This is a genomic window from Bradyrhizobium sp. CCGE-LA001 (assembly GCF_000296215.2).
Classification (GTDB): Bacteria; Pseudomonadota; Alphaproteobacteria; order Rhizobiales; family Xanthobacteraceae; genus Bradyrhizobium.
On sequence record NZ_CP013949.1, the window covers coordinates 3498489 to 3523869 of the forward strand.

25 protein-coding genes are annotated in these 25381 nt (G+C 64.2%); 13 read left to right on the plus strand and 12 right to left on the minus strand.

Going from position 1 to position 25381, the window contains the following annotated elements; genetic code table 11:
• Positions 1–26: 26 nt before the first annotated feature.
• The 5 genes from BCCGELA001_RS16030 to BCCGELA001_RS16050 all read left to right on the plus strand — a co-directional run bounded on the left by BCCGELA001_RS16030 (position 27) and on the right by BCCGELA001_RS16050 (position 4150).
• A complete protein-coding gene (locus BCCGELA001_RS16030; RefSeq protein WP_060735770.1) occupies positions 27–911 on the plus strand; it encodes an amidohydrolase family protein in 885 nt (294 codons plus the stop codon).
• A 63-nt stretch (positions 912–974) separates the two neighbouring features.
• Positions 975–1688, plus strand: a complete 714-nt coding sequence (locus tag BCCGELA001_RS16035; protein ID WP_008552603.1) for a PIG-L deacetylase family protein — start codon at positions 975–977, stop codon at positions 1686–1688.
• Positions 1685–2368, plus strand: coding sequence for a 4-carboxy-4-hydroxy-2-oxoadipate aldolase/oxaloacetate decarboxylase (locus BCCGELA001_RS16040; protein WP_008552602.1), 684 nt, complete (start codon positions 1685–1687; stop codon positions 2366–2368). Before BCCGELA001_RS16035 ends, BCCGELA001_RS16040 begins: the two co-directional genes overlap by 4 nt.
• 19 nt (positions 2369–2387) lie before the next feature.
• Positions 2388–3257 carry a hypothetical protein gene (locus BCCGELA001_RS16045; RefSeq protein WP_008552601.1) on the plus strand — a complete coding sequence of 290 codons (870 nt, stop codon included), beginning with the start codon at positions 2388–2390 and terminating at the stop codon, positions 3255–3257.
• Positions 3257–4150 (plus strand): DUF1932 domain-containing protein, encoded by an 894-nt coding sequence (locus BCCGELA001_RS16050; RefSeq protein ID WP_008552600.1) that lies wholly within the window; start codon positions 3257–3259, stop codon positions 4148–4150. The genes BCCGELA001_RS16045 and BCCGELA001_RS16050 overlap by 1 nt, the downstream gene beginning before the upstream one ends.
• On the opposite strand, the gene BCCGELA001_RS16055 is transcribed toward BCCGELA001_RS16050, so the two are convergent.
• Together BCCGELA001_RS16055 and BCCGELA001_RS16060 are read right to left on the minus strand one after the other, a co-directional pair.
• Entirely contained in the window at positions 4151–4471 is a 321-nt protein-coding gene (locus tag BCCGELA001_RS16055; protein WP_060737679.1) for a hypothetical protein, read from the minus strand.
• Between the two features lie 226 nt (positions 4472–4697).
• The gene (locus BCCGELA001_RS16060) at positions 4698–5939 is read right to left on the minus strand and encodes an amidohydrolase family protein (protein WP_008552598.1); all 1242 of its coding nucleotides are present in this window, start codon (positions 5937–5939) and stop codon (positions 4698–4700) included.
• 148 nt (positions 5940–6087) lie between these two features.
• On the opposite strand from BCCGELA001_RS16060, the gene BCCGELA001_RS16065 reads away from it, so the two are divergent.
• A complete protein-coding gene (locus tag BCCGELA001_RS16065; RefSeq protein ID WP_008552595.1) occupies positions 6088–6504 on the plus strand; it encodes a hypothetical protein in 417 nt (138 codons plus the stop codon).
• On the opposite strand, the gene BCCGELA001_RS16070 is transcribed toward BCCGELA001_RS16065, so the two are convergent.
• The gene (locus BCCGELA001_RS16070) at positions 6501–7259 is read right to left on the minus strand and encodes a GntR family transcriptional regulator (RefSeq protein ID WP_008552593.1); all 759 of its coding nucleotides are present in this window, start codon (positions 7257–7259) and stop codon (positions 6501–6503) included. The genes BCCGELA001_RS16065 and BCCGELA001_RS16070 overlap by 4 nt on opposite strands.
• 191 nt (positions 7260–7450) lie before the next feature.
• On the opposite strand from BCCGELA001_RS16070, the gene BCCGELA001_RS16075 reads away from it, so the two are divergent.
• Genes BCCGELA001_RS16075 through BCCGELA001_RS16090 form a run of 4 tightly spaced genes read left to right on the plus strand, consistent with a single transcriptional unit; the run spans position 7451 to position 11609 of the window.
• Positions 7451–8314, plus strand: a complete 864-nt coding sequence (locus BCCGELA001_RS16075) for an ABC transporter ATP-binding protein (RefSeq protein ID WP_083543511.1) — start codon at positions 7451–7453, stop codon at positions 8312–8314.
• Positions 8314–9090: an ABC transporter permease gene (locus tag BCCGELA001_RS16080; protein ID WP_008552589.1), complete on the plus strand. Its 777-nt coding sequence runs from the start codon at positions 8314–8316 to the stop codon at positions 9088–9090. Before BCCGELA001_RS16075 ends, BCCGELA001_RS16080 begins: the two co-directional genes overlap by 1 nt.
• Positions 9091–9133: 43 nt before the next feature.
• Positions 9134–10159, plus strand: a complete 1026-nt coding sequence (locus BCCGELA001_RS16085; protein WP_060735771.1) for an ABC transporter substrate-binding protein — start codon at positions 9134–9136, stop codon at positions 10157–10159.
• 16 nt (positions 10160–10175) lie between these two features.
• Complete coding sequence (locus BCCGELA001_RS16090) at positions 10176–11609, plus strand: amidohydrolase family protein (RefSeq protein ID WP_060737681.1); 1434 nt, start codon at positions 10176–10178, stop codon at positions 11607–11609.
• 68 nt (positions 11610–11677) lie between these two features.
• Here BCCGELA001_RS16090 and BCCGELA001_RS16095 read toward each other — a convergent pair whose 3' ends face one another.
• From BCCGELA001_RS16095 to BCCGELA001_RS16115, 5 genes are read right to left on the minus strand one after another with little or no spacing between them, the layout of a single operon-like run.
• On the minus strand, positions 11678–12817 hold the full coding sequence (locus tag BCCGELA001_RS16095; protein WP_008552575.1) for an ABC transporter substrate-binding protein: 1140 nt from the start codon (positions 12815–12817) through the stop codon (positions 11678–11680).
• A 20-nt stretch (positions 12818–12837) separates the two neighbouring features.
• Complete coding sequence (locus BCCGELA001_RS16100) at positions 12838–13809, minus strand: branched-chain amino acid ABC transporter permease (RefSeq protein ID WP_060735772.1); 972 nt, start codon at positions 13807–13809, stop codon at positions 12838–12840.
• Positions 13806–14660: a branched-chain amino acid ABC transporter permease gene (locus tag BCCGELA001_RS16105; protein WP_008552563.1), complete on the minus strand. Its 855-nt coding sequence runs from the start codon at positions 14658–14660 to the stop codon at positions 13806–13808. The genes BCCGELA001_RS16100 and BCCGELA001_RS16105 overlap by 4 nt, the downstream gene beginning before the upstream one ends.
• A complete protein-coding gene (locus BCCGELA001_RS16110) occupies positions 14657–15400 on the minus strand; it encodes an ABC transporter ATP-binding protein (RefSeq protein WP_060735773.1) in 744 nt (247 codons plus the stop codon). Before BCCGELA001_RS16110 ends, BCCGELA001_RS16105 begins: the two co-directional genes overlap by 4 nt.
• Complete coding sequence (locus tag BCCGELA001_RS16115; protein ID WP_236840874.1) at positions 15397–16191, minus strand: ABC transporter ATP-binding protein; 795 nt, start codon at positions 16189–16191, stop codon at positions 15397–15399. The genes BCCGELA001_RS16110 and BCCGELA001_RS16115 overlap by 4 nt, the downstream gene beginning before the upstream one ends.
• Positions 16192–16540: 349 nt before the next feature.
• On the opposite strand from BCCGELA001_RS16115, the gene BCCGELA001_RS16120 reads away from it, so the two are divergent.
• A complete protein-coding gene (locus BCCGELA001_RS16120; RefSeq protein ID WP_008552552.1) occupies positions 16541–17449 on the plus strand; it encodes an amino acid ABC transporter substrate-binding protein in 909 nt (302 codons plus the stop codon).
• Positions 17450–17474: 25 nt separating this feature from the next.
• Here BCCGELA001_RS16120 and BCCGELA001_RS16125 read toward each other — a convergent pair whose 3' ends face one another.
• The 4 genes from BCCGELA001_RS16125 to BCCGELA001_RS16140 form a co-directional block, all read right to left on the minus strand.
• Complete coding sequence (locus BCCGELA001_RS16125; RefSeq protein ID WP_008552550.1) at positions 17475–18368, minus strand: HpcH/HpaI aldolase/citrate lyase family protein; 894 nt, start codon at positions 18366–18368, stop codon at positions 17475–17477.
• A 7-nt stretch (positions 18369–18375) separates the two neighbouring features.
• Positions 18376–19587, minus strand: a complete 1212-nt coding sequence (locus BCCGELA001_RS16130) for an acyl-CoA dehydrogenase family protein (RefSeq protein WP_060735775.1) — start codon at positions 19585–19587, stop codon at positions 18376–18378.
• 29 nt (positions 19588–19616) lie between these two features.
• Positions 19617–20726: a glycoside hydrolase family 172 protein gene (locus BCCGELA001_RS16135; protein ID WP_008552541.1), complete on the minus strand. Its 1110-nt coding sequence runs from the start codon at positions 20724–20726 to the stop codon at positions 19617–19619.
• A 103-nt stretch (positions 20727–20829) separates the two neighbouring features.
• Positions 20830–22455: a long-chain fatty acid--CoA ligase gene (locus BCCGELA001_RS16140; protein ID WP_060737682.1), complete on the minus strand. Its 1626-nt coding sequence runs from the start codon at positions 22453–22455 to the stop codon at positions 20830–20832.
• Positions 22456–22630: 175 nt separating this feature from the next.
• On the opposite strand from BCCGELA001_RS16140, the gene BCCGELA001_RS16145 reads away from it, so the two are divergent.
• Complete coding sequence (locus BCCGELA001_RS16145; protein WP_060735776.1) at positions 22631–24484, plus strand: flavin-containing monooxygenase; 1854 nt, start codon at positions 22631–22633, stop codon at positions 24482–24484.
• A gap of 35 nt (positions 24485–24519) precedes the next feature.
• Positions 24520–25338, plus strand: coding sequence for a lytic murein transglycosylase (locus tag BCCGELA001_RS16150; RefSeq protein WP_060735777.1), 819 nt, complete (start codon positions 24520–24522; stop codon positions 25336–25338).
• Positions 25339–25381: the final 43 nt, after the last annotated feature.

Here is a 25381-nt window from a genome sequence, read left to right on the forward strand (position 1 = left end):
AAGCGGCTCGCTTCGGCGGTTCACTGATGACGATGATGTACACGCCGACCATTCCGCCGCCCGACCCAAACACGCGCACGCCGAAATTCAGGCTGCCGAAGCTGGCGTGTGACGCGCATTGCCACATCTTCGGGCCCGGCGCAAAATACCCTTACGCACCAGACCGCTCCTACACGCCGCCAGACGCGCCGCTGGAGGATTTCCGAACGCTGCATGCCAAGCTCGGCGTCGAGCGGGCCGTCATCGTGAATGCCAGCGTGCATGGCACCGACAACACGGTGGCGCTGGACGCTATCGCGCAGAGCAATGGCGCCTATCGCGCGGTCGCCAATATCGACGACACCATCACCGAGCGCGGGCTCCGCGTGCTGCACGAGGGCGGCTTCCGCGGCTGCCGCTTCAATTTCGTCCGCCATCTCGGCGGTGTCCCCGATAAGCGCATGTTCGACCGCGTCATCGCCATGGTCGCGGCGCTCGGCTGGCATATCGACCTGCACTTCGACGCGGTCGACTTGCCCGACTATGCTGACATGCTGGCCAAGCTGCCGCTGAGCTACACCATCGACCACATGGGCCGGGTGAAGGCGTCCGAAGGACTCCACCAGCTTCCATTCAGGATCCTCATCGAGCTGATGCAGCGCGACGAGAAATGCTGGGTCAAGATCTGCGGCGCGGAGCGGGTGTCCTCCGCCGGGCCGCCGTTCACCGACGCAGTGCCGTTCGCGCGCAAGATCGTCGAGACCGCGCCGGATCGCGTCATCTGGGGCACGGATTGGCCGCATCCCAACGTCAAGGTGATGCCGAATGACGGCGACCTCGTCGATTTGATTCCGCTGTTCGCGCCGGAGCCGGAGTTCCAGCAGAAGATCCTGGTCGACAATCCCGCGCGCTTGTTCGGGTTTGAAGCGTAGCAGCGTCCCTTGCCGCGAGCCGCAGGGACGCCGGTCAATACACAAGAACGAAGGGAGTAACCCATGAAGACAGGTCTCGTGATCACCGCCCATCCCGGCGATTTCGTCTGGCGCGCCGGTGGCGCCATCGCGCTGCATGCGAAGAAGGGCTATCGCATGAAGATCGTCTGCCTGTCGTTCGGCGAGCGTGGCGAAAGCCAGTTCGCCTGGAAGGAAAAGGGCGCCACGCTGGAATCGGTCAAGGCCGGCCGCAAGGACGAGGCCGAGCGGGCGGCAAAGCTGCTCGGTGCGGAGATCGAGTTCTTCGACTGCGGCGACTATCCGCTGAAGCTCACCGAGGCGCATTTCGACCGCATGGTCGACATCTACCGCGAGCTCAATCCGAGCTTCGTGCTGACGCACGCGCTGGAAGACCCCTATAATTTCGACCACCCGAACGCGGCGCATTTCGCGCAGGAGACACGCGTGGTCGCGCAGGCCATGGGTCACAAGCCCGGCGCGCAGTACAAATATTCGGCGCCGCCGGTGTTCCTGTTCGAACCGCACCAGCCCGAGCAGTGCAACTACAAGCCGGACCTGCTCCTCAAGATCGACGAGGTCTGGAAGGAGAAATACGAGGCGTTCCAGATCCTCGCTGCACAGAAGCATTTGTGGGGCTATTACGAACGCGTCGCGCTCAACCGCGGCATCCAGGGCAGCCGCAACACCGGCGTGCCCATGACCTATGGCGAGGCCTATCAGCGCCTGTTCCCGACCGTTGCGGAGGAACTCGCATGAGGCCGGTCGTCATTCGCAACATCAGGCGCGCCGATCCCGCCGGCATGGCGGAGTACGGCGTCTCCACCGTGCACGAGGCGTATGGCCGCATCGGCCTGATGAAGCCGTATCTGCGCCCGGTGTGGCCGGGCGCCTCGATTGCCGGACCCGCCGTTACCGTGCTGGCGCAGCCCGGCGACAATTGGATGATCCATGTCGCGGTGGAGCAGTGCAGGGAAGGTGACATCCTCGTCGTCGGCTGCACCACCGACAACACCGACGGCATGTTCGGCGAATTGCTCGCGACGTCGCTGCAGGCGTGCGGCGTGCAGGGGCTGATCATCGATGCCGGCTGCCGCGACGTCAAAGCGCTGCATGAGATGAAGTTTCCGGTGTGGTCGCGCGCGGTGTCGGCCAAGGGCACGGTGAAGGCCACGCTCGGGTCGGTGAACGTCCCCGTGGTCTGCGCCGGCGTCAACGTCGAGCCAGGTGACATCGTCGTCGCCGATGATGACGGCGTCGTCGTGGTGCCGAAGCGCCATGCGGCCGAGGTCGCCGAGAAGGCGAAGAAGCGCAACGCGGATGAAGGCGGCAAGCGCACGCGCCTCGCCTCGGGCGAACTCGGCCTCGACATGTACGGCATGCGCGAGGCGCTGGCGAAGGCCGGGCTGGTCTACGTCGACAATCCCGAGGATGTCTGAAGACAAGCGGAGCGGGCGGATGGATCGTCTCAAGCTGAAGGCCGTGCTCGGCAGTCATCCCCATGTCAAGGCGGTGAAGGGCGGCGAGCTTCGCTCCGACCTTTTCGACCTCGACTTCGTCGAGTACACGCCGACCAACACCGCCTTCAAGCCGATGGTGCGCGAGCAGGCTTTCGACGTCTGCGAGATGGCAATCGTCACCTATCTGATGGCGAAGGCGCATGGCAAGCCGCTGGTGCTGCTGCCGGCGACCATGCTCGGCCGCTTCCAGCACGCTTATGCGCTCTACAACCCGGCGCACGGGGCGCTCGGGCCGTCCGACCTCGAGGGTAAGCGCGTCGGCATCCGCTCCTTCACGACCACCACGGGTGCATGGATCAGGGGCATCCTCGCCAATGACTACGGCGTCGATCTCGACAAGATCCGGTGGATCACGTTCGAGGATCCGCATGTCGCCGAATATGTCGACACCACCGAGCGCGCGCCGAAGGGCAAGAAGATTTTGCAGATGCTGCTTGACGGCGAGCTCGACGCCGTCCTCGGCGAGACCTCTGATAGTCCGAAGCTGAAGCCGCTCTTCCCTGATCCGGCTGCAGAGGCTGCCAAATGGTACGCCCGGCGCGGCGTCGTGCCGGTCAATCATCTCGTGGTCGTGACCGAGAAGCTTGCAAGATCGCGCCCCGACGTGGTCGCCGGCGTCTATGATCTGCTCAAGCGGAACAAGGATCAGGCGGCGCCAGCGGTCTCGCCGGACTTCATTCCGTTCGGGGTCGAAGCCAACAGGAAGCCGCTCGAGCTGATCGTCGACTACGCGTTCCAGCAGGCGCTGATCCCGCGCCGCTACGCGGTGGAGGAGCTCTTCGACGAGACCACACGAGGATTGAACTGATGGCAGGTGATCCCAGGCGCTGGCAGATCGGGTTGGTCGGTTACGGTGAAGTCGGCCGGATCCTGGCCGAGGATTTGCGCCAGCAGGACATCAAGGTCTCAGCTTACGACATCAAGCTCGGCGGCGAGCAGGGTGGTCCCCTGAAGGAGCACGCGGCGAAATTCGATGTGACACTCGCGGCATCTCATGCCGAGTTGACCGGGAAGTCCGATTTCATCATCTCCGCGGTCACGGCAAGCCAGGCCGTGCCGGTGGCAAAGGCCTGCGCGGCTGCAATCAATCAGGGCACCTGGTTCCTGGATTTCAATTCGGCCTCACCGGGCGCCAAGCAGCGCGCCGCCGCGCTGATCGATGGCGCTGCCGGCCGCTATGTCGAGGGCGCGGTGATGACCTCGGTGCCGCCTTATCGCATCAAGGTGCCTCTGTTGCTCGGCGGCCCCGGCGCGCGAGAGCTGGAGCCGCTTCTGAATGCGATCGGCTTTGCGGCGAAGGTTGCCAGCGACAAGCTCGGCGTCTCCTCCGCGGTGAAGATGTGCCGCAGCATCGAGAGCTTCACCACCGCGCGCGCCTATGGTGTCGAGGATGCCATGCTGGCCTCGCTCGCGGAAACGTTTCCCGGCATCGATTGGGAGAAGCAGGGCGCCTATTGCTTCCAACGCGTGATCGAGCACGGCCGCCGCCGCGCCGAGGAGGTGCGGGAAGTTGCTGAGACCGTGCGCGAGGCGGGGCTGACGCCGTGGTCCGCGCAAGGCACGGCCGAGCGGCAGGCCTGGGTGGCGGATCTCGCCGATGAAGGTCTGTTCGGCACCCGGGGCACCAAGGAGTTCGCCCGCAGCGCCGACTGGCGCACCGAGGCGGACCGGATACTGTCGAGGATCAACCGTATCAGATAATCAGCTCAAGACCGTGCCGCGGACCTGAAAGCTGACGACCTGGTCGCGCGCGCGTTCGATCAGGTCGATCAGACATCTGGATTTGCGGACGAGTTGCTCCGCGGCCGCCTGCGTGCGGAATTCCGCCAGCACCGCGCGGACGCATTTGTTGGCGGCGTCGAGTGTCCAGAGCGTACGGTTGACGTCGTCCAGCGTCTGAATCCCCGAGATATCGAGATCCGACAGAACATGGCCGATGCCGTCGAGCCGCCTCACCGCGGTATCGACGGGCGTTCCGGCCTTGATGGAATGATAGTCGATGCTGCTGAATGCGCTGAACATATCCATACTCGTCCCCATCGCACGCAATGATCAGGGCAAGTGCTAGTTATGGTCGGTGCGGCGGGTCTTGCAACGCGTGGCGCTACGGACCGGGATTCTACCGGGCTAAATCGCGGTAAAATAAGACGGAAACGGCCGATGGCCGGGCAATATCCCGACAATCTTACCGCTGAAAGCGGCGAGCCGGCCCTGCCGGTGGATGAAACGTCGCCGCGGGCGCGCGATGTCAGCTCCGCGGACGGAACAGATTCGGCCGCGGCCGCTCGAATGTCTGTCGGCCAGCCTTGAAGCCCATCACGACCTCAGGCAGTTCCGCGACGGCGAAGCGGCTGTCCTGGGTGTCGAGCACGATGAGATCGGCGGGGTTGCCGACCTTGATGCCGTATTCGCGGAGATTCATCAGCCGGGCCGGCAGCTCCGTGACGAGATCGAGGCAGGTGTCGAAATCGCTGACCGAGGCATGCGCGACATTGGCGTAGAAGTTCGCCATGCGCAGCAGCGAGGCGTCGCCGAACGGCGTGAACGGGTTGAGCACGTTGTTGGTGGCGACCGAGCACACCACGCCGTCGCCGGTGAGCTTGTGGGCGAGCGTCAAGCCGCGCGGCGCATTGTGGGTGGCTTCGCGCCCCATGAGATAGAGATCGGTTGCGGGCAGCACGGTGACGGCAACGCCCGCTTTTGCCAACTGAACGGTGGCGGACTTCATGCGCTCGGGTGGCAATGCCGAGAGCTTGGTGGCGTGGCCGATCGCCACGCGCCCCCCATAATTGCGCCGTTCGGTCTGGCGGCAGACTTCGTCGAGATGCCACCAGGAGGGATCGAGATCGAAGTCGAGATGGAGATCGACGTCGACATCGAACTCCTGCGCGAGATCGAAGATGCGTCCGAGATGGGCGGTCGGATCCGTGTCCATGTAGGGGCAACCGCCGATCACCTCGCCGCCGTCGCGCAGCGCCTGGATCAGCAGCTCTTCGCTGCCGGGGTCGTTGGTCAGGCCTTCCTGCGGGAAGACGCAGAGCGACAAATCGATCGCCCAGGCATAATCGCGCTTCAGCGCCCGGACCGCCTCGAATCCGCGCAAGCCGATGCGCGGATCGATCTCGACATGGGTGCGCATGCGCGTCGTGCCGTGCACGATCGCACGTTCGAGCACGCGTGCGCCACGCGCATAGACATCCTCGACGGTGAAATCCCGCTTCATTGCGGCCACGGCGCGGATGGCGTCCGAGACGCTGCCGTGGTCATGCCCGCAGCGGCCGAGCAGACAGGCCTTGTCGAGATGAATATGGGTATCGACGAAGCCGGGCAGGGCGAGCTTGTCACTGAGATCGACCTCGATCGCATCGCAAACGAGCCGCGGCTCAATCGCGGCGATGCGACCGCCCTTCACGCCGATATCGACGGGGCCGGCGGATGATCGCAGCAGCGCGTTGCGGAAGATCAGGTCGAGGGCGGTCTGGGTGGTCATGGAGTCAGGCTCAGCCAAGAGAGACTATCGGAAGCCGCCGGCGCGGGCAGCTCCAGATTGTGTGCAATTCTGGCATCAAACTGTTCAAAAAATGTGCATACAGTCTGGAGCGAAGATTGTAGGATGTCGTCTTCCCGGAGAATTCGCCATGTCCACCCCCGCAAAAGCCGAACGTCCGCTGACTGACGCCGAGATCGTCGAAGCCTATCTCACGGCCTCGATGATCCCGGATCCCGACGCCGCTGCGGCCTATATGAAGCCGGGCGCGGTGATCACGTTCACCGGCGGACGCGAGTTCGATCATCCGCGCGGGCCGACCGGCTTCAACGCGAAGCGCTATCGCTGGGTCAAGAAGAAGATGGACCGCTTCGACGTATGCCCGGGGGCGGAAGAGACCGTCGTCTACAGCGTCGGCACGCTCTATGGCGAGTGGATGGACGGCACGCCGTTCGAAGGCAATCGCTATGTCGATCGCTTCGTGGTCCGGGCCGGCCAGATCGTGAAGATGGACGTCTGGAATGACAGTGCCGAGCGGATCCTGGTCCAGCGTGGGATCGAGGCTTAGCGCCTGCGGACGACCTTCGGCAGCTTGACGACACGGTCGCTCGTCGCTTCGTCGGCATAGGGCGCGAGGATATCGAGCAGATCGCGGCCGCGCTGCGGGGCGGGAGCCACCAGCGCACGATTGGCTACGGAATCCAGATGATGGTGCATCAATTCCATCACCTTGGTCTCGTCGCCTCTGGCCAGCGCGGAGATGATGGCACGGTGCTCGTTGACGGCGCATTCGGTCGAATGCGGCCGGCTGTAGAGCGACAGGGTCAGGCAGCAGCGATAGGCGACCTCGCTGACATAGCGCACCAGGATCGGACTGTTCGTCATATGCGCGAGCAGGATGTGGAATTCGGTGGCGAGCCGGATCGAGGCCGCATCAGTGCCGCCGCGCGCGCGGTCCTCGGCGTCGACATGGGCATTCAGCTCGGCGATCTGGCTCTTGCTCAGCTTGCCGGCGAGCTGGCGGACGACGAGGCCTTCAAGCTGGATCCGGATGTCGAAGGCATCGCGCGCCTCCTGCCAGCTCGGGGTCGCCACCACCGCGATGCGGTTGCGGCGGAGCTCGACCAGGCCTTCGGCGGCGAGCTGTCCGAGCGCGTGGCGGGCGATGGTGCGGCTGACGCCGAAGCGGTCACCGAGCGCGTCCTCCGGCAGCTTTGCGCCGGGCTCCAGCGCCTGCTCGATGATCGCGCGACGCAGGGCGCGGCAGATCACGCTAACCTTGTCCGACGATTCAGAAGCTTTGCTGCTGGGGCGGGCCGCCATCGGCGAATCCTTGCGATACCGGTCGAAACCTCTCCCTAGCACATCCTGGCACAATCCAGCGCTCCAAATGCATGCAGTTCGACGTCCGGATTGCCTAAATCGAATCCGCTCAACGGCTGGATCTCTCGGGCAAGCTGCTGATTTCGAGGGATATGCGCGCTGGCATCCAGCTTGCATGCACTTTTCCCATGATGCGCATGCAACCGAACGTCCAGTTTGACGGGCCGCCCGTTCTCGAAGCCGGGGCGGCTACCGCCATCGAGCTGTCCGAGGCTTCCGTCACCTTCGGGCGCGGCGACCGCGCCGTGCCCGCGCTGTCGAAGACCACGCTCAAGATCGCCGAGGGCGAGTTTGTCGCACTGGTCGGCCCATCAGGATGCGGCAAATCGACCATTCTGCGTCTCGTCAGCGGCCTCGTGCAGCCGACCAGCGGCGTCGTCATCGTCGGCGGCCGCGAGGTGGCGGCGCGGGCGATGCGGGTCGGCATGGCCTTTCAGAATCCGACCATGCTGCCTTGGATGACGATCGAGCGGAACATCATGCTGCCGCTGAAGATCGTCGAGCCGTTCCGCTCGAATTTCCGCAAGCTGCGCAAGACCGAGTTCCGCGACAAGGCCAATGCGCTGCTGGAGCAGGTCGGCCTCAAGGGCTTCGGCAGCCGCTATCCCTGGCAGCTCTCCGGCGGCATGCTCCAGCGCGCCAATCTCTGCCGCGCGCTGATCCATGAGCCGCGGATGCTGCTGCTGGACGAGCCGTTCGGCGCGCTCGACCAGTTCACGCGCGAAGAGCTGTGGGCGATCCTCCAGACGCTCTGGATGAGTCACAAGCCGACGGTGCTGCTGGTCACGCACGATCTGCGCGAAGCTGGTTTCCTCGCCAGCCGCATCTGCGTGATGAGCGCACGTCCCGGCCGCATCCTCGACGACAGCCGCGTCGAGTTCGCGCGCCCGCGCACGGTCGCCATGACCTTCGAGCCGGACTTTGTCGCGCTGAACCAGAAGCTGCGCGCCTTCATCGAGGATGCGCGCAGCGCGACCCAGCAGGGAGCAGGCTGATGTTCGGGATCGATGTCAGGCAGAAGGCGTGGTCGGCGGGATTGATCGTGCTGTTCTTCGTCGCCTGGGAGCTGTTCTGCCTGATGACGGGCATGTCCGATCTGGTGCTGCCGCGGCCCTCGCAGGTGTTCGTGACCCTGGTGGAGCGCTTTCCGGTGCTGTGGCCGCACATCGTGCAGACGCTCGCTACGACGATGTTCGGATTCGTCCTCGGTGTGGCTCTCGGCGTTGCCCTTGGCGCCATCATCGGCGTGTCCAAGACCGCCTATGACACTTGCTATCCGCTGCTGATCGGCTTCTCCTCGATCCCCAAGGTCGCGGTCGTCCCGATCTTCGTGCTGTGGTTCGGCTCGGGCACGGTGCCGGCGGTGCTGACCGCGCTGTCGATCTGCTTCTTCCCGATCGTCGTCAACATCGCAACCGGCCTTGCCACTACCGAGCCCGAACTTGAGGACGTGTTGAAGGCGCTCGGCGCGAGCAAGCTCGACATCCTCTGGAATGTGGGCTTGCCCCGCACCATGCCGTTCTTCTTTGCCTCCCTGAAGGTTGCGATCTCCTATGCCTTCGTCGGCGCGGTGCTGTCGGAGACGGTCGCCTCCAACCGCGGCATCGGCAACGTCATGATGACCGCGTCCTCCAATTTCAACGTGCCGCTGGTCTTCGCCGGGCTGTTCGTGCTCGCCGGCCTCGGCGTCGCGCTCTACGTCGTGTTCTCGCTGATCGAGGGCCGCGTCACCGGCTGGGCCACGCGCAAGAGCGACGTGATCGCCACCTGACCCGATCGAACAACCATCACGCAACGAAGCTGAGGAGATCTCGATGTTGAGAAAAGTCGCTGCCACGTTCGTCGGATTGGCCCTGACCACGGGCGCCGCTCTGGCCCAGGATACCACGATCAAGTTCACGCTCGGTTGGAAGACGCAGGGCAGCGATGCCGCGTTCTTCTACGCCAAGGACCACGGCTATTTCAAAGAAGAAGGCCTCAACGTCGTCATCGACCAGGGCGAGGGCTCCGGCGCCACCGTCACGCGCATCATGTCCGGCGCCTATGACGCAGGCTTTGGCGACGTCAACGCCATCATCCAGAACGCCTCGGCCAAGCCGCAGGATTCCCCCGTCATGGTCTACATGATGTGGAACCAGCCGCCGTTCGCGATCGTCGCCAAGAAGACCAGCGGCATCAATACCATCAAGGATTTCGAAGGCCGCACGCTCGGCGGCGCGCAGGGCACGCCGACGACGCGCCTGCTGCCGGTGTTCACACGCAAGAACGGACTCGACGGCGAGAAGATCAAGATCTCCAACATGGCGCCGAACCTGCAGGAGCCGATGTTGATCAAGGGCGATATCGACGCAGCCCTCGTCTTCAACATCACCAGCTATTTCAACCTGGTGCTCAACCGCCAGGACCCGGACAAGGACTTCAGATGGTTCTCGTTCGGTGAGTACGGCCTCGATCTCTACTCCAACGGCGTGATGGTCTCGCGCAAGCTGATCGCCTCGAACCCGAAGGCCGTCGCAGGCCTGGTGCGTGCCATCAACAAGGGTGCGATCGCCATCGCCAAGGACCAGAATGCCGGGATGAAGGCGGCGGTGAACTACGACAACCTCATCAACGCGGATGTCGAGAAGCGGCGGCTGCAATACTCCTTCGAAAAGCTGATCGTCTCGCCCGAGATGAAGGAGATCGGCATCGGCGACATCAAGGACGACCGCATGACGCGCGCCATCGGCATCGTGGTCGAAGGCTACCAGCTCGCCCGCGCGCCGACGCCCGCGGAAGTGTTCTCGCGCGAATTTCTGCCGCCGCGCGCGGAGCGGGAGTTGGTTTATACTGCCAACTGATCCCAGGGAGATGCTCATGGCCACGGAGGTTTCGGCAACCAGCCTGTTCCGTGGCCCGGATCGCAGCGTCAGCGACAACGTCGTGCTGCGGCACGACGGCGGCGTCATCACCGGGATCGCCGAAGGAGCGGCGCCGGGGCCGCGCTCCCTCGTCATTCCAGCCTTCGTCAACGCTCATGACCATGCCCGCGCCACCGCGTCGTCCTTCGGTGCGGTCGGCATGCCCCTGGAAAGCTGGATCCTGCGGACCGCGCTCGGCACGCCGGTCGATCCGTACCTCACCGCAGCCTCCGCTCTGGCCCGGTCCGCAAAGGCCGGCTGCGCGGCCATGATGGTGCACTACACCCGCCCGAGCGGCACGATGCCCTTGGTTGATGAAGCCAAGGCCGTCGCAAGAGCCGCCTCCGACGTCGGCATCCGCATCGCCTTTGCGCTGGCCGTGCGCGACCAGAATCCGATCGTCTATGGCGATGCCGAGCCGGTGCTCTCGGGTCTGTCGCGCGACGACCGCAAGATCATCGACGATCTCTTCGTCCGCGCACCGATGCCCCCGAGAGCATACATCGAGCTCACGAACGCCATTGCCGCCGCCATCGCCGGCCCGATGGTCGACGTTCAGCTCGGGCCTGCCGGCGTGCAATGGTGCTCGAAGCCGCTGCTGGAGGCGGTAGCGGAGAACTCCGCACGGACCGGCCGCCGCATCCACATGCATCTGTTGGAGACCGTGTATCAGCGGGCCTGGGCCGACCAGCATTTTCCGGACATGCTGCGCTGGCTGCGCGACATCGGTTTCCTCTCGGAGCGGCTGACGCTCGCGCACTGCATCCACGCCAGGCCGGATGAGCTGGAGATGATCGCGGCCTCGGGAGCACGTATCGTCACCAATTTCAGTTCGAACATGCATCTACGCTCGGGCCTCGCGCCGATTTCCGCCGCACACCAATGCGGCTGCGCCATCGCGGTGGGCGTCGATGGCCTGGCGCTGGATGAGGACGACGACATCCTGCGCGAGATGCGGCTGGTGCAGATGGTCCATGGCGGCCTCGGCTTCAAGCCGAACTGGACGCCCGCCGAGATGTTTACGCTCGCCATCCGCAACGGGCGCCGCGCAACCGGCGCGCCCGGGAGCGGAGAGCTCGCCATCGGCAACCCCGCCGACTACGCCGTGATCGATCTCGACCGCCTCGATCGCGACCGGATCATGCCGGTCGATCCCATGGCGCTTCTGTTCGCGCGGGGCAACGCATCGCTGGTGAAGGAGGTGGTCGTCGCCGGCAAGACGATCGCGAGGGATGGGGTCTGTGCGGGCGTCGACCTGCCGGGGATCGAACAGGAGTTGCGGGCCATGTACCGCGCCAATGTCGGCAAGTTTGGGAGCTTCCAGCGAATGTGGCCGTCCGTGTCGGAGCGCCTCTCCGACTGGTTCGAGCAGCAAGTCACCTGCGAATAGGACGTGGCAAACGAAAGCGCCCCGCCTGACGACGAGGCGGGCGCTCCCGGAGAGATCGAGCGTCGCCGCTACTGCAACGCCTCAAGCTTGGCGTTCTTGCCGTCAACCACCTTGAACACGACGTAGCGAGGCTGCATCTGGCCGTTCGGCAGAAACTGGACATCGCCGAACACGGTGCCCTTGACGGCCTTGCCGCGGATCGCCTCGGCGACGGTCTTGCGATCGAGCGATTTTGTCTGTTCGACCGCCTGAGCCCACACCTGCACGGCCGCCGCACCGAGGGCTGCGCTCTTATCGGGAGCGATGCCATAGGCCTTCTTGTAGGCGGCCACGAACGCGACGCTCTCCGGAATGGTGGTGAACGGCGGCAGGTCGGGGAAGAAGATGTCCGCCGAGATCACGCCGTTGTTGGCATCGCCTGCGACCTTGTACACGGTGCTCAGCATGATGCCAACGGCACCGACAAAGGTGGATTTGATGTCGGCCTGGCGGTACTGCTCGACGAGCGCGGGAAGGCCCGAGGAATTCGACGAACTGGTGACGATGACGGCGTCGGGATTGGCGCCCTTGATATTGGTGAGCTGGACCCGGAAATCGGTGTCTTTGAACGCGAACTTTTCGGTCATGACGACTTCACCCGAAAAGTTCATCTTCTTGAACTCGGCCTCGACGGCGGTCTGGAAGCCGTTGCCGTAGACGTCGTTCTGGGTGAGGAACGCGACCTTCTTCGCCTTCATCGTCTGTGCGACGTATTTCGCGATGACCTCGGCATCAAAGCCGTTCGAGCTGTTGATGCGCATCGCGTAGGGGTTGGTCTCGCCGCTGAGGATCAGGTCGGACTTCGAAACCGCGGTGAAGTCGAGAATGTTGCCGCGGGCGAGGATCGGCTGCATCGCGAGCGTAACAGGTGAATTCCAGCCTTCGATCACGATGTCCGCCTTCTCGGCGACCATCTCGTTGGCGCGACTGACGCCGACAGCGGGCGTGCTCTCGTCGTCCTTGGAGATCACGGTCAGCTTGCGCCCGAGCAGGCCGCCTTTGTCGTTGATCTGCTGGACCATGAGCTTGACCGCATTGGTCACGGTCTGGCCGTCAGGGCCGGCACCGCCGCTGAGCGGAAAGATGGTGCCGACCTTGATGTCCTGCGCCATCGTGGGCGCAGTTGCGAGCCCCAGCAGCAGCGCGAGAGCCAGTTTCGTCTTGTGCATGCGCTTCCTCCAATGTTGTCTTAGGTTTTCTTGATGATACGGCGATACAGGCCCACGAGCCCGGCGGGCCAGAAGATCAGAACCAGCGCCAGCACCGTTCCCAGCACGATCTTGTTCCAGTCGCCGCCCAGCGAGAACAGGTTCTGCTGTGCGATGAGGAGGGCGGTGCCGATCAAGGGGCCGAGCAGGATGCGGCGTCCGACCAGCACGATGGCCGTGAGCATCATGACGAGGAAGTAGGATTCGAACATGTCGGGGCCGACATAGGCGCGCTGATAGGCGTAGAGCCAGCCGGCGAGGCCCGTGATCGGCGCGGAGATCACGAACACCGCGAGCCTGATCCGGCGCGGATCGACGCCGAGGCTCGCGGCCAGCGCCGGGTTCATCTGCACCATCAATGCGGTGGTGCCAAGCCGCGAGCGACGGAAGCGGGCGATGAAGGCGAGGGTGAGAAGCAGCAGGACGAAGGCGATCGGCCAGAGGTCTTCCTGCATCGCGCCGGAGAAATTGGTGACCAGCATGGGCAGCTTCAGCGGCGGAATGCCGACGATGCCGTCGGAGCCGCCGATGGCGTCCCAGTTGAAGGCGATCTCGTAGGCGACGACGGCGGCTGCATAGGTGACGAGTGAGAAAACGAACTCGCGGGTGCGCAAGGTGACGGCGCCAAGGAAGGCGGCTGCGGCAAGGCACAGCGCGATCGTCGAGGCCGCGGTGAGCCATCCGTTCAGGCCGTATTTGACCGAGAGGTTTGCGGCCGCGTAGCCCCCGATGGCCCAGAACACGGTGTGGCCGAGGCTGACCTCGCCGAGATAGGAGAGGACGATGTCTGCGCCGTAGCACATCACCGCGAAGATCGCGATCGTGGTCAGCGTCGAATAGGCGACCGGGGTGCCGCCGAGCAGACGCGGCAGGAGGAAGCCGATCACGACGAAGGCGGCGATCACGGCGCAGCGCAGGAATGGGGTGGGGTGCGGGCTGTCGATCGCGGTCATTTGGTCGCCAGCCCCGCGGGACGAAGCACAAGCAGTGCGAGCAGCAGCGCAAAGGCCGCCGCCGTCGTATAGGCCGGCGAGACGAAGGCGCCGAAGAAGGCGGTGAACAGGCCGAGCCCGAGGCCGGCCGCCAGCGCGCCGCCGATCGAGCCAATGCCACCGAGCACGACCACTACAAAGGTCATGATGACCTCGTTGAAGCCCATGCTGGTCAGGATCGGCGAGCGGGGCGCCACCAGCGCCGCGCCGAGTGCCACCGCCGAGCATTCGAACACGAAGACGGCGAGATAGACGAATTTCGCGTTGATGCCGAACAGCTCCGCGAGCTTCGGGTCCTCCGCGACGGCGCGGATGACAGAGCCGAACCGCGTTCGCTGCGTAAATAGCCAGACCGCGCCATAGAGCAGAAGCGTTACGACCAGCACCAGCACGTCCTGCCAGGTGAACCAGAGGGGGCCGAGATCCACCTTGGCGCGTGCCAGTGTTCCCGGCAACGTCTGCGGATTGCCGCCGAAGATGAGCGCGCTGCCGCCTTGAAGGACATAGCCGAGGCCCAGCGTCACGATCATCAGGCTGGTCAGGTTTTGCGTCATGACGAGGCGCATCATCGCGCTTTGCATCAGGAGACCGATGATTCCGAGCACGATGATCGCGACGAGGATGGCGACCGGGTAGGGCAGTCCGAGCTTCGTGATGGCGTACCAGGTGACGAAGGCGCCGAGCATGTAGAGCTGGCCGTGGGCAAAATTCACCAGGCGCGCAACGCCGAGCAGGATGGTCCAGCCCAGCGCAATGCAAGCATAGCCGGAGCCGAGCACGATGCCATTTATGATCTGCTGCGCGATGTTCATGCCGGCGCTCCATCCGCGATGGTGCCGAGATAGGCCTCGATGATGCGGTGATCGGCCGCCATCACGTGGGCGGGGCCTTCGCCGACGATCTTGCCGCGTTCGAGCAGATAGAGATGGTCCACCACCTTCAGCGCGGCCTTGACGTTCTGCTCGACCAGCAGCACCGGTAGGCCACGATCGACCAGCAAGCGGATGCGGGTGAGCAGGTCGGTGATCAGCCTGGGCGCAAGGCCGGCGGACGGTTCATCCAGCATCAACACGCGCGGGCCGGCGAGGAGGGCGCGCCCGATTGCGAGCATCTGCCGTTCGCCGCCAGAGAGCGCCGCACCCTTGTGCGTGCGGCGCTCGGCAAGGCGCGGGAAGAACTCGAACACCTCGGGGATGGTGAAGAGGTGCCGGCCGGTGGTGTCCGCGGGCGGCCGCACCAGCGCGAGGTTCTCGTCGACGGTCAGCTCTGCGAAGATGTTCTTGCCCTCAGGCACGAGCGTCAGGCCGCGCGCCACCCGCTCATGTGCGGCAAGTTTTTCGATGCTGCGTCCTTCGAGCTGGACGCCGCCCGTGACGACGGCGCGCCCGCGCGACCAGCCGGCCAGCGCATTGACCAGCGTGGTCTTTCCAGCGCCATTGGCGCCGACGAGACCGACCATGCGGCCCGCGGGCACGCCGATGCTGACGCCGGAGACCGCGACATTGCCGGCATAGCGGACCGACAGATTGTCGCTCTGGAGCACGCCGCTCATTCGTCGCGCCCCAGATAGGCTTCGCGGACACGGGGATCGCGTTGGATCTCGGCTGGCGTTCCCGTCGCCAGCATCGCGCCCTGGTCGATCATGACGATGCGATCGGCGATCGACATGATCAGGTCCATGTGATGTTCAATGACGACGAGGGCGAGGTTGCGTTTGCGCAGGCCGATCAGAACGTCGGCGAGCTTCTTCATGTCGCCGCCGCTGAGGCCCGCCGCGGGTTCGTCGAGTAGCAGCACCTTTGCGCCGGTCCCATAGGCGAGGGCAACTGACAGCAGGCGCTGCACGCCATAGGGAATGTCGCCGGGAAGCTGGTCGTGGTACTGCCGGGCGATCCCGAAGAAGTCGAGCAACTGCGCGGCCGCCAGTTCGGCGGCGCGGCGCGTGGTCGCCTCGCGCCAGGGTGCGAACAGCGATGTCGCCAGATTGGTCGAGAAATCGCGGAAGATCGCCGAGACGGCATTCTGCAGGACGGTCAGTTCGCCGAAGAACGAGTTCTGCTGAAAGGTCCGGCGCAGGCCGCGGCCGGCGAGGTCGAACGTCCGGAGCGCCGAGACGTCGCTGCTATCGAGGAAGGTGCGGCCGCGATGGGTGACGGCGTTGGTGACGGCCGCAAAGCAGCTGCTCTTCCCCGCGCCATTCGGGCCGATGATGCCGAGGATTTCGTCGTTATGCACGGACCAACTGACGTCGCGCAGGGCGACGAGCGCGCCATACTGCACGGTCAGTCCTTCGACGCGCAGCACCTCGCTCGCGCCGCGACGCGTTTCCCCGGAACTTGCCACCCGGCCGTCCATCCCTTGTTGTCCCGGCTGCGCTTGCGGCAACCGGTCCTTTTTGGCGGGGCAGCGCACGGCAATCGATGCGGAATCAAATCGCAGGTAAGGCGGCCTCGCGGGAGGCAAGGTATTGCGCGGCAATTGTGAAAACTTGTGCTGACTGGTTGTCAGACCAGAGGCGCGTCCGCAGCAGTGAGCTCAACCCAGACGTGGCCGCGCAACCCCGCCTCCCGCTGCGGTACATATATGAAGCCGCGATAGCTGGTAGATGGAACCTCGTCTAGCGATCGCCGAGGCCGTGGGCTATGAACCTTTGCGCTGCGGCGCAGCCGATTACCCCTTGAGGAGCCCTGCGATGCGTCTTCCCACCATTCTCCTGACCCTGACATGTCTTGCGAGCGCAGCTTCAGCACAAGACCTCTCGGGCACGCTTCAGAAGATCAAGGAGACCAAGAAGATCACGCTGGGCTATCAGGAGGCCTCGGTCCCGTTCAGCTATCTGGACGGCAACCAGAAGCCGGTCGGCTTCGCCATGGACATCTGCCTCGGGATCGTCGAGGCCGTGAAGAAGCAGCTCGGCATGCCAGACATCGCCGTCGACACGCTCGCGGTGACATCGTCGAACCGGATTCCGCTGATGGTCAACGGCACGCTCGATCTGCATTGCTCCGCGACGACCAACAATGCCGACCGCCAAAAGCAAGTCGCCTTCACCAACACGCATTTCCTCAGCGCTACCCGATTTGCGGCGAAGAAGGCCGCCAGGATCAACACCATCGACGATCTCAAGGGTAAGGCGGTCGCTGCGGTCGCCGGCTCGGTCAATCTGACGCAGCTCGCCAAGGTCAACACCGAGCGCAACCTCGGCATCAACGTGATGCCGGCCAAGGACCAGGCGGAGGCGTTCCTGTTGCTGGAGACCGACCGCGCCCAGGCCTATGCGCTCGACGACGTCCAGCTCGCGGTTGCGATCGCACGGTCGAAGGAGCCGCAAGCCTACATGATCAGCGAGGAGGCGTTCTCCAAGCCCGAGCCCTACGGCATCATGCTGCGACGGGAGGATGCGCCGTTCAAGGCACTCGCCGACCGCGCAACGGCGGAGCTCTATGCCAGCCCCGAGATCGAGGTGCTCTACAAGAAATGGCTGCAATCGCCGACGCCGCCGAACGGCCTCAACTACAACGTCCCGATGTCACCCGCCTTGCGCAACGCGTTCAAGAAGCCGAGCTGGAGCGCGGATCCTGATGTGTATGCGGTAAATTGATGCGGAGACGAGGGGGAGTGTCGGGCTAGGGCTCGCTCGGGTACGCACCCAAGCGACGTGCCCGCTCCAACAGCCTGCACGCGTTGCGGTAGGTCGGCACTTCTACCCACAGACCATTCACCAGCGCGCGATCCTCGCCTCGGTTGCGTGCGCCCTCGAAGCCCGAGACGATTGCGAGAGCATGCGCGATCTCGTCGACTGCCGGCGTGAACACATCATTGAGGCGCTTTGCATGCTCCGGCAAGATCAGGGATTTGCTACGGTAACCGAGGCGACGCGATAGAGTTGCCTCGCGAACGGCGCCCTCGACGTCGCTAAACGTATAAGGTGCATCGATCGGCTCGATGCCTGCGGCGCGTGCTTCCAAGATGAAGCGCCTTCGAGCGTAGTCGAGTTCAAGGCCATCCGCGCCCCGCTCGGCACAGAGGTCATTGGCCAAATCCTCGGCTCCGAGCAACGCACATCGAATGCGGGAGCTGGCCGCGGCCATCGTCCGAACCTCGATCACTCCCAACGCCGTCTCACAGATGGGCAGGATTTCCGTGCTGCCTTGATCGAGGCCGAGCTGGGTTTCCCAATGCGAAATCGCTGCGTCCAGGGCGTGTATTTGGGCCGCCCTATCGCTCATGGGATAGGCGACGACGTCGGGACGCGCCGTCATGGCGGCTGCCAGATCCAGCAGCCCATCGGTTTCCAAGACACTGATGCGGATGGCGGCTAGGCGTTGCCGGCGGCGACATTCTTGCACGAAATCGTTGAGTAGGCTGCGTGCCTCGCCGCGTCGTGCGGGAGGCGTAAAGTCCTCGAGATCGACGATGAGAGCATCCGCGCCGCTGTCCAGCATCTTCGGATGCGCAGCGCGATCCGCTCCGGGCCCGAAGAGCCAGGTGCGACGGAGGTCGGGATCGGGAATGGTCATCGAATTTCTAAGCGTTCGAATATTTTTTCAGCTCGAAGCGCGCGATTTGGTTCCTGTGCACCTCGTCGGGGCCGTCCGCAAGCCGCAGCAACCGCGCGGTGGCGTAGGCTTGTGTCAGTCCGAAGTCGTTCGAGGTGCCGCCGCCGCCATGGGCCTGGATGGCCCAGTCGATGATCTGGCAGGCCATGTTGGGCACGGCGACCTTGATCATTGCGATCTCGGCCTTGGCCACCTTGTTGCCGACCGTGTCCATCGCATAGGCGGCATTGAGCGTCAGCAGCCGGGCCTGCTCGATCATGATGCGGGCTTCCGCGATGCGCTCCTGCGTCACGGTCTGCTCCGAGACCGGCTTGCCGAAGGCGACGCGGCTGCGCACGCGGCGGCACATCTTTTCCAGGGTGCGTTCGGCGAGCCCGATCAGCCGCATGCAGTGATGGATGCGGCCCGGGCCGAGACGGCCCTGCGCGATCTCGAAGCCGCGGCCTTCGCCGAGCAGCATGTTCTCCTTGGGCACGCGCACATTGGTGAAGATCACTTCGGACGCGCGATCGGGTACACCATAGAAGCCGAACACGGGCAGGGGACGCTTCACCTCGATGCCCGGCGTGTCCATCGGCACCAGGATCATGGATTGCTGCTTGTGCCGGTCCGGATTGTCCGGATCGGTCTTGCCCATGAAGATGCAGATCTTGCAGCGCGGGTCGGTCGCGTTGGTCGTGTACCATTTGCGCCCGTTGATGACGTAATGGTCGCCGTCGCGCACGATCGAGCTCTCGATGTTGGTTGCATCGGATGACGCGACTGCCGGCTCGGTCATGGCGAAGCAGGAGCGGATTTCGCCCGCAAGCAGGGGCTTCAGCCAGCGCTCCTTGTCCTTCTCCGAGCCGTAGCGCTCCAGCACCTCCATGTTGCCGGTGTCGGGCGCAGAGCAATTGAACACTTCGGGCGCAAGATGTGAGCGGCCCATCACCTCGCACAGAGGAGCATATTCGAGATTGGTCAGACCCGCGCCATGATGGCTCTCGGGCAGGAACAGATTCCAGAGCCCCTCGGCGCGGGCCAATGGCTTCAGCTCCTCGACGATGGGAAAGACCTTCCAGGGGCCGAGCTCTTCGGCTTCGCGATAGAACCGTTCCTCGTTCGGATAGATGTGCCGGTCCATGAAACTCTCGAGCTTGCGCTTGAGCTCGACGACTTTTGGCGACATCGGGTAGAGCATCTCTGGTCTCCTTGATCGATGGACGGCGGCTAGCCGATCTCGAGATAGTCGGGGCCTGGCAGTTGGGGGAAGGGCGCGGTCGGCAGCGTCTGATACCAGAACGCCACGGAGGCGATGTCGTCCTGCAACGGAAGGTATTTTGACTCCTTGACGCCGGGCAGCCAGCCCAGCGCCTGGATGGTCACCCGCAGATCGGAGCGGAAGCGCACGGGATCGGGAATGTGCCAGCGGTACAGGCCGAAGCGCTGTTGCGATTTGTAGACGCCGTCCGGGCGGATCACCTGCGGCAGGCCGGCATAGGGCGTGGTAAACTCCACGTAGCGCGACTGACCCTGGCCGGCATGCGCAACATGGGGATCGAAATTGTAGGCGCCGCAGAAATAGTCCTCGGTGCCGGTGCCGCAGATGGTCGGGAAGTCGCCGTCGCCGTCGATGTAGAACTTGATCTCGCCTTCGCCCCACCAGCCGTTGTTGTTGACGCCCCAGGCCATGTAGGTGCCGACGTAATGGCCGGCGCCGCTGATGCCGTCGAGGATGGTATAGACGTCCTTATACGGCAGCGGATTGGTGCGCCTGAACTGCGCATGGAAATAGGCGCAATCTTCCGGGACGTCGGTCAGGGTGTAGTTGATCTGGTAGTAGACCGTGAGCTGCTCTTCGCTGCGGTTCTCCAGCGTGAAGCGGGCGCGCTTGCGGAACGGCATCTCCCAGTAGCAGTTGAAGGCGCGGCCGGGATTGACGCAGACCGCAAGCGAGGACACCTGCGCGTATTCCTCCCATCCGCAGGCGAAGAAATCACCCGCGGGGCATTCGACGCTAGGCTGTTCCTGGTCATCCCAGTAGACGCGCAGGATCGAATGGCGCAAGCGGCCCCGCGCCAGCGTCGTCCAGATTTGCTGGATCGCGCCCTGGCCTTCAATGTCGGCCAGCGTGAATGTCGCGCCGGGTTCGATGACGATATAGGGCGAGACCTTCCAGCCCTGGCCGAGATCGCGGGCCTGACGCGCCGCGGGACCGTCGACGGACATGCCGCCCTTGCCCTTTTCGCCGGTGAAATTCTCGGGGCTGATCGAGCGCGTCTGCGCGTTAGACAGGCGCGAGAGATTGCCGAGATGCAGGCCCAATCCGGAAAACGCCATGGGATCCTCGATAAGGGGTAAGCGACGTCTCGGTATATCGCCTGCAAATCTACCAAAAGATGAAGCTGGACGAGCAAAGACCCCGCGAGCGATCGCGCGTCGTTCAAGCGACGCGGTATTCCCTGAACTTCTCGCGCAGCGCCGATTTCAGCACCTTGCCGGTGCCGGTCATGGGGAATTCGTCCATGAATTCGACAGCGTCGGGCATCCACCAACTCGCGATCTTCGGGCGCATGTGCTCGAGCAGTGTCTTGCCGTCGACGGTCGCGCCCTTCTTGCGGACGACGAGGAGCAGGGGACGCTCCTGCCATTTGTCGTGTGAGATCGCGACCACGGCGGCCTGAAGCACATCGGGATGCGACAAGGCGACGTCCTCGAGCTGGATCGAGGAGATCCATTCGCCACCGGACTTGATGACGTCTTTGGAGCGGTCGGTCAGCGTGACGTGGCCTTGGGCATCGATCACCGCCATGTCGCCTGTGATCAGCCAGCCGTCGCGGTCGAGGCCCTCATCCAACTTCATGTAGCCGGACGCGACCCAGGGGCCGCGGGCGCGCAGATGGCCGACGCTCTTGCCGTCTCGGGGCAACTCGTTGCCGGCGTCGTCGACGATGCGCAAGGCCGTGCCGAAACAGGCGCGGCCTGAGATCTGCCGCCGGTCGAACTTCTCCTTCTCGCTGAGATGCTCCGAGCCCGGCCGCAGGCCCGGCATCGAGCAGCCCAAAGCCTCGGTCATGCCCCAGGCCTGGATGTAGTCGATGTCGTAGTCGCGCTTGAGCTTCTCGACCATGACGCGCGGCGGGGCCGAGCCCGACGACAACGTCGCGCGCAGCGTTGAGAATTTGTTGCCGGTGCGGCCGAGCCAATCGAGCAGGATCAGCCAGAAGCTCGGCACGCCCGCCGACAGCGTCACCTTCTCGCCTTCGAGCAATTCGTAGAGCTTGTCGGGCTCGTAGTTGCGGCCGGGCAGCACCAGCTTCGAGCCAGTATAGGGCGCGGTGAACGGCATGTTCCAGCCATTGCCGTGGAACAGCGGCGCCATCGGCATCATCACCTCGCGCACGCCTTCGACATGGCCCGGCAGGAAGTCGAAATTGCAGCAGGTCATGGTCTGCAGGATCGCGGCGCGGTGCGAATAGATCACGCCCTTCGGGTTGCCGGTGGTGCCCGAGGTGTAGCAGATCGTGGAGGCGGATTTCTCGTCGAACTCCGGCCAGGCGAAGCCGGCCTCGCTCTCTTTTTCCAGAAGCTCCTCGTAGCAATGGACGTTCGTCAGCTTGGTCTCCGGCATCCGTTCGCGCGAGGACATCACCACGTAGGCTTCGATCGTCGTCAACTGTGGCGCGATCGCCTCGACGATCGGCAAGGTGGCGCGGTCGATGAACAGCAGACGGTCTTCGGCATGGTTGATGATGTAGACGAGCTGTTCCGGAAACAGCCGCGGATTGACGGTGTGCAGCACGTAGCCCATGCCGGGCGCCGCATAGAACATCTCGAAATGACGGTGGGTATTCCAGGCCAGCGTGCCGACGCGGTCGCCTTTGTTCATGCCAAGCCGCTTCAGGGCCAGCGCCATGCGCTTGATACGCGGATGAGCGTCGGCATAGGTGTAGCGGTGGATGTTGCCCTCGATCTCGCGCGCGACGATCTCGGCCTCGCCGTGATAGTCGGCGGCATATTGGATCAGGCCGCTGATCAGGAGCGGCATGTCCATCATCAATCCCTGCATGGTCTCCTCCACCGCCACGTCGTTGCGCGGCATACGCTTGTGATTTGCGGATACGCTAGCGGAAGGTCCTCCGACGTTCACGCAAAAAAGCAGCAGCGTGATTGCGTGCGGCGCTTTTTCAGGGCTAACTTTGTTAGAACAGCCGGCGAAGCGATGTCGGCCGTGGAGGAGACGAATGTCAGCGGAAAAACACAAGACCGGTGCAGCCGGCGACACTACGGTCGATATCTCCGCCCTTCGCGCGCGCTATCGCGACGAGCGTGACCGCCGTTTGCGCAGCGAAGGCAAGGCGCAATATGTCGAGGTATCAGGCGATTTCGCCCGCTATCTCGACGATCCCTGGGCCGATCGTGCGTTCACGCGCCAAGCCGTCAGTGAAGAGACCGAAGTGCTCATCGTCGGCGGTGGCTTCGGTGGGCTGTTGTGCGGTGCGCGCCTGCGCGAGGCCGGTATCGACGATTTCCGCATCGTGGAGAAGGCGGCCGATTTCGGCGGCACCTGGTATTGGAATCGTTATCCGGGCGCTGCCTGCGATACCGAGAGCTACATCTATCTGCCGCTCCTCGAAGAGACCGGCTACATGCCAGTGCGCAAATACGCGCGGGCGCCGGAGATCTACGAGCACTCCCGCCGCATCGGCCGACATTTCGATCTCTACGCGCGGACGCTGTTTCAGACGATCATCTCACGCATGCAATGGCTGGAAGATGACGCACGCTGGCTGGTCAAGACCGACCGCGGCGATCGCATCCGCGCTCGCTTCGTCATCCTTGCCGGCGGGCCGCTGAGCCGGCCGAAGCTGCCAGGCATTCCCGGCATCGAGACGTTCAGGGGCCACAGCTTTCACACCAGCCGTTGGGATTATGCCTATACCGGCGGCACGGCGGAAGGTGGTCTCACCGGGCTTGCCGACAAGCGCGTCGGCATCATCGGCACCGGCGCCACCGCCGTGCAATGCGTGCCGCATCTCGGCCGGTCCGCGAAGGAGCTCTACGTCTTCCAGCGCACGCCGTCGGCAATCGGCGTGCGCGACGACCGGCCGACTGATCAGGCCTGGACGCAAAGCCTCAAGCCGGGCTGGCAGCGCGAACGCATGGACAATTTCACCGCCGTGATTTCGGGCGAGCCGTTCGAGCAGGATCTGGTGCGGGACGGCTGGACTGGCCTGCTCGGCGAGATATTGCTGGCGCCGCGCCGCCAGCCTCAGCCGGTCACGTCGATGGAGGAGGCGCTCAAGGTGATCGAGCAGGCCGACTACCGCAAGATGGAGGAGATCCGCGCGCGCGTCGATGCGATCGTCAAGGATGAGGCGGCCGCTGCCGCTCTCAAGCCTTGGTACAAGGCGTTCTGCAAGCGGCCATGCTTCCACGACGAATATCTCGACACCTTCAATCGCCCGAACGTGCATCTCGTCGACACCAAAGGGCAAGGCGTCGAGCGCATCACGGAGAATGCGGTCGTGGTCGACGGCAAGGCCTATGAGCTCGATTGCCTGATCTATGCGAGCGGCTTCGAGGTCGGCACCGATTACGCCCGCCGCATGGGATTTGAGGTGTACGGCCGCGATGGCGTCAGCTTGTCCGAGCGCTGGCGCGATGGCGTCAAGACGCTACATGGCTTCTACAGCCGCGGCTTTCCGAACTGCTTCCTGATCGTCACGGTGCAGGCCGGCCAGAGCGCCAACTTCCCGCACATCATCGACGAGCAGTCGCAGCACATTGCCTATGTGATCGCTGAGGCCCGCAAGCGCAGAGCGCGAACCCTGGAGCCGACGCTGGCCGCCGAGAACGCGTGGGTCGACGAGGTCGTCAGGGCCGCGCTCGGCCGCCAGACCTATCTCGCCGAATGCACGCCCGGTTACTACAACAATGAAGGCGTGTTCGATCCGATCGCGGCCAGGAACAGCCAGTATTGGCGCGGGCCCGTGGCATTCCTGCGGCTGCTGGGAAAATGGCGCAAGGAGGGCAATCTGGAAGGCCTCGAACTGTCCTATGATCGCGCCATGGAGTCGGCGCCTTCGAGCAGCTAAGATTGGTCATCGATACAGTACGGGAGATAGCGGGTATGATCAGGGGCAGGGCTGTTGCGGGGGCGGTTTTTGGCGCGGTGGCGCTGCTTGGTTGCCTCGCGCCCACAGCCAAGGCCGCGCAATGCGGCAGCTCGCCGGCCGGCTTCGAGGCCTGGAAGCGCGAGTTCAGTGCGGAGGCGCAAGGAAAGGGCATCGGCCCCACCGCGCTCTCGGCCCTGATGCAGACCAATTATGCCAGCGCCACCATTGCAGCCGACCGTGGCCAGCGCAGCTTCTCGCTGACGCTCGACCAGTTCCTTGCCAAGCGCGGCGCCACCACCATCGTCGCCAAGGGCCGCCAGCTCAAGCAGTCCCAAGCTGCGTTGTTCGCCTCGATCCAGCAGCGCTACGGCGTCCCGCCCGGGCCGCTGATCGCGATCTGGGGCATGGAGACCGGCTTCGGCAGCCAGCGCGGCAATCAGAATATGCTGTCGTCGATCGCGACGCTGGCCTATGACTGCCGTCGTCCCGAATTCTTCACCGACCAGCTCTATGCCGCCTTGAAGCTGATCGACCGCGGCACGCTGTCGGGATCGACCCGCGGCTCGATGCATGGCGAGGTCGGCCAGACCCAGTTCATGCCCAAGAGCATCCTGGCCTATGGCACCGGCAACCTCGAAGTGGCTGCCAATGCGCTGAATTCGACGGCGAATTTCCTTAGAGCCCACGGCTGGAAAGCAGGAGCCGGCTACCAGCCGGGCGAGCCGAATTTCGCCGCGATCGAGGCCTGGAATGCGGCCGGTGTCTACCAGAAGGCAATCGCGCTGATGGGACGTCAGATCGATGAAGGCGGCGGCGCCGCGGCATCGCGTTAGTTCAGCAAGCCGTGATGCGCCGGCACCGAGAAAGTTCTTGCCA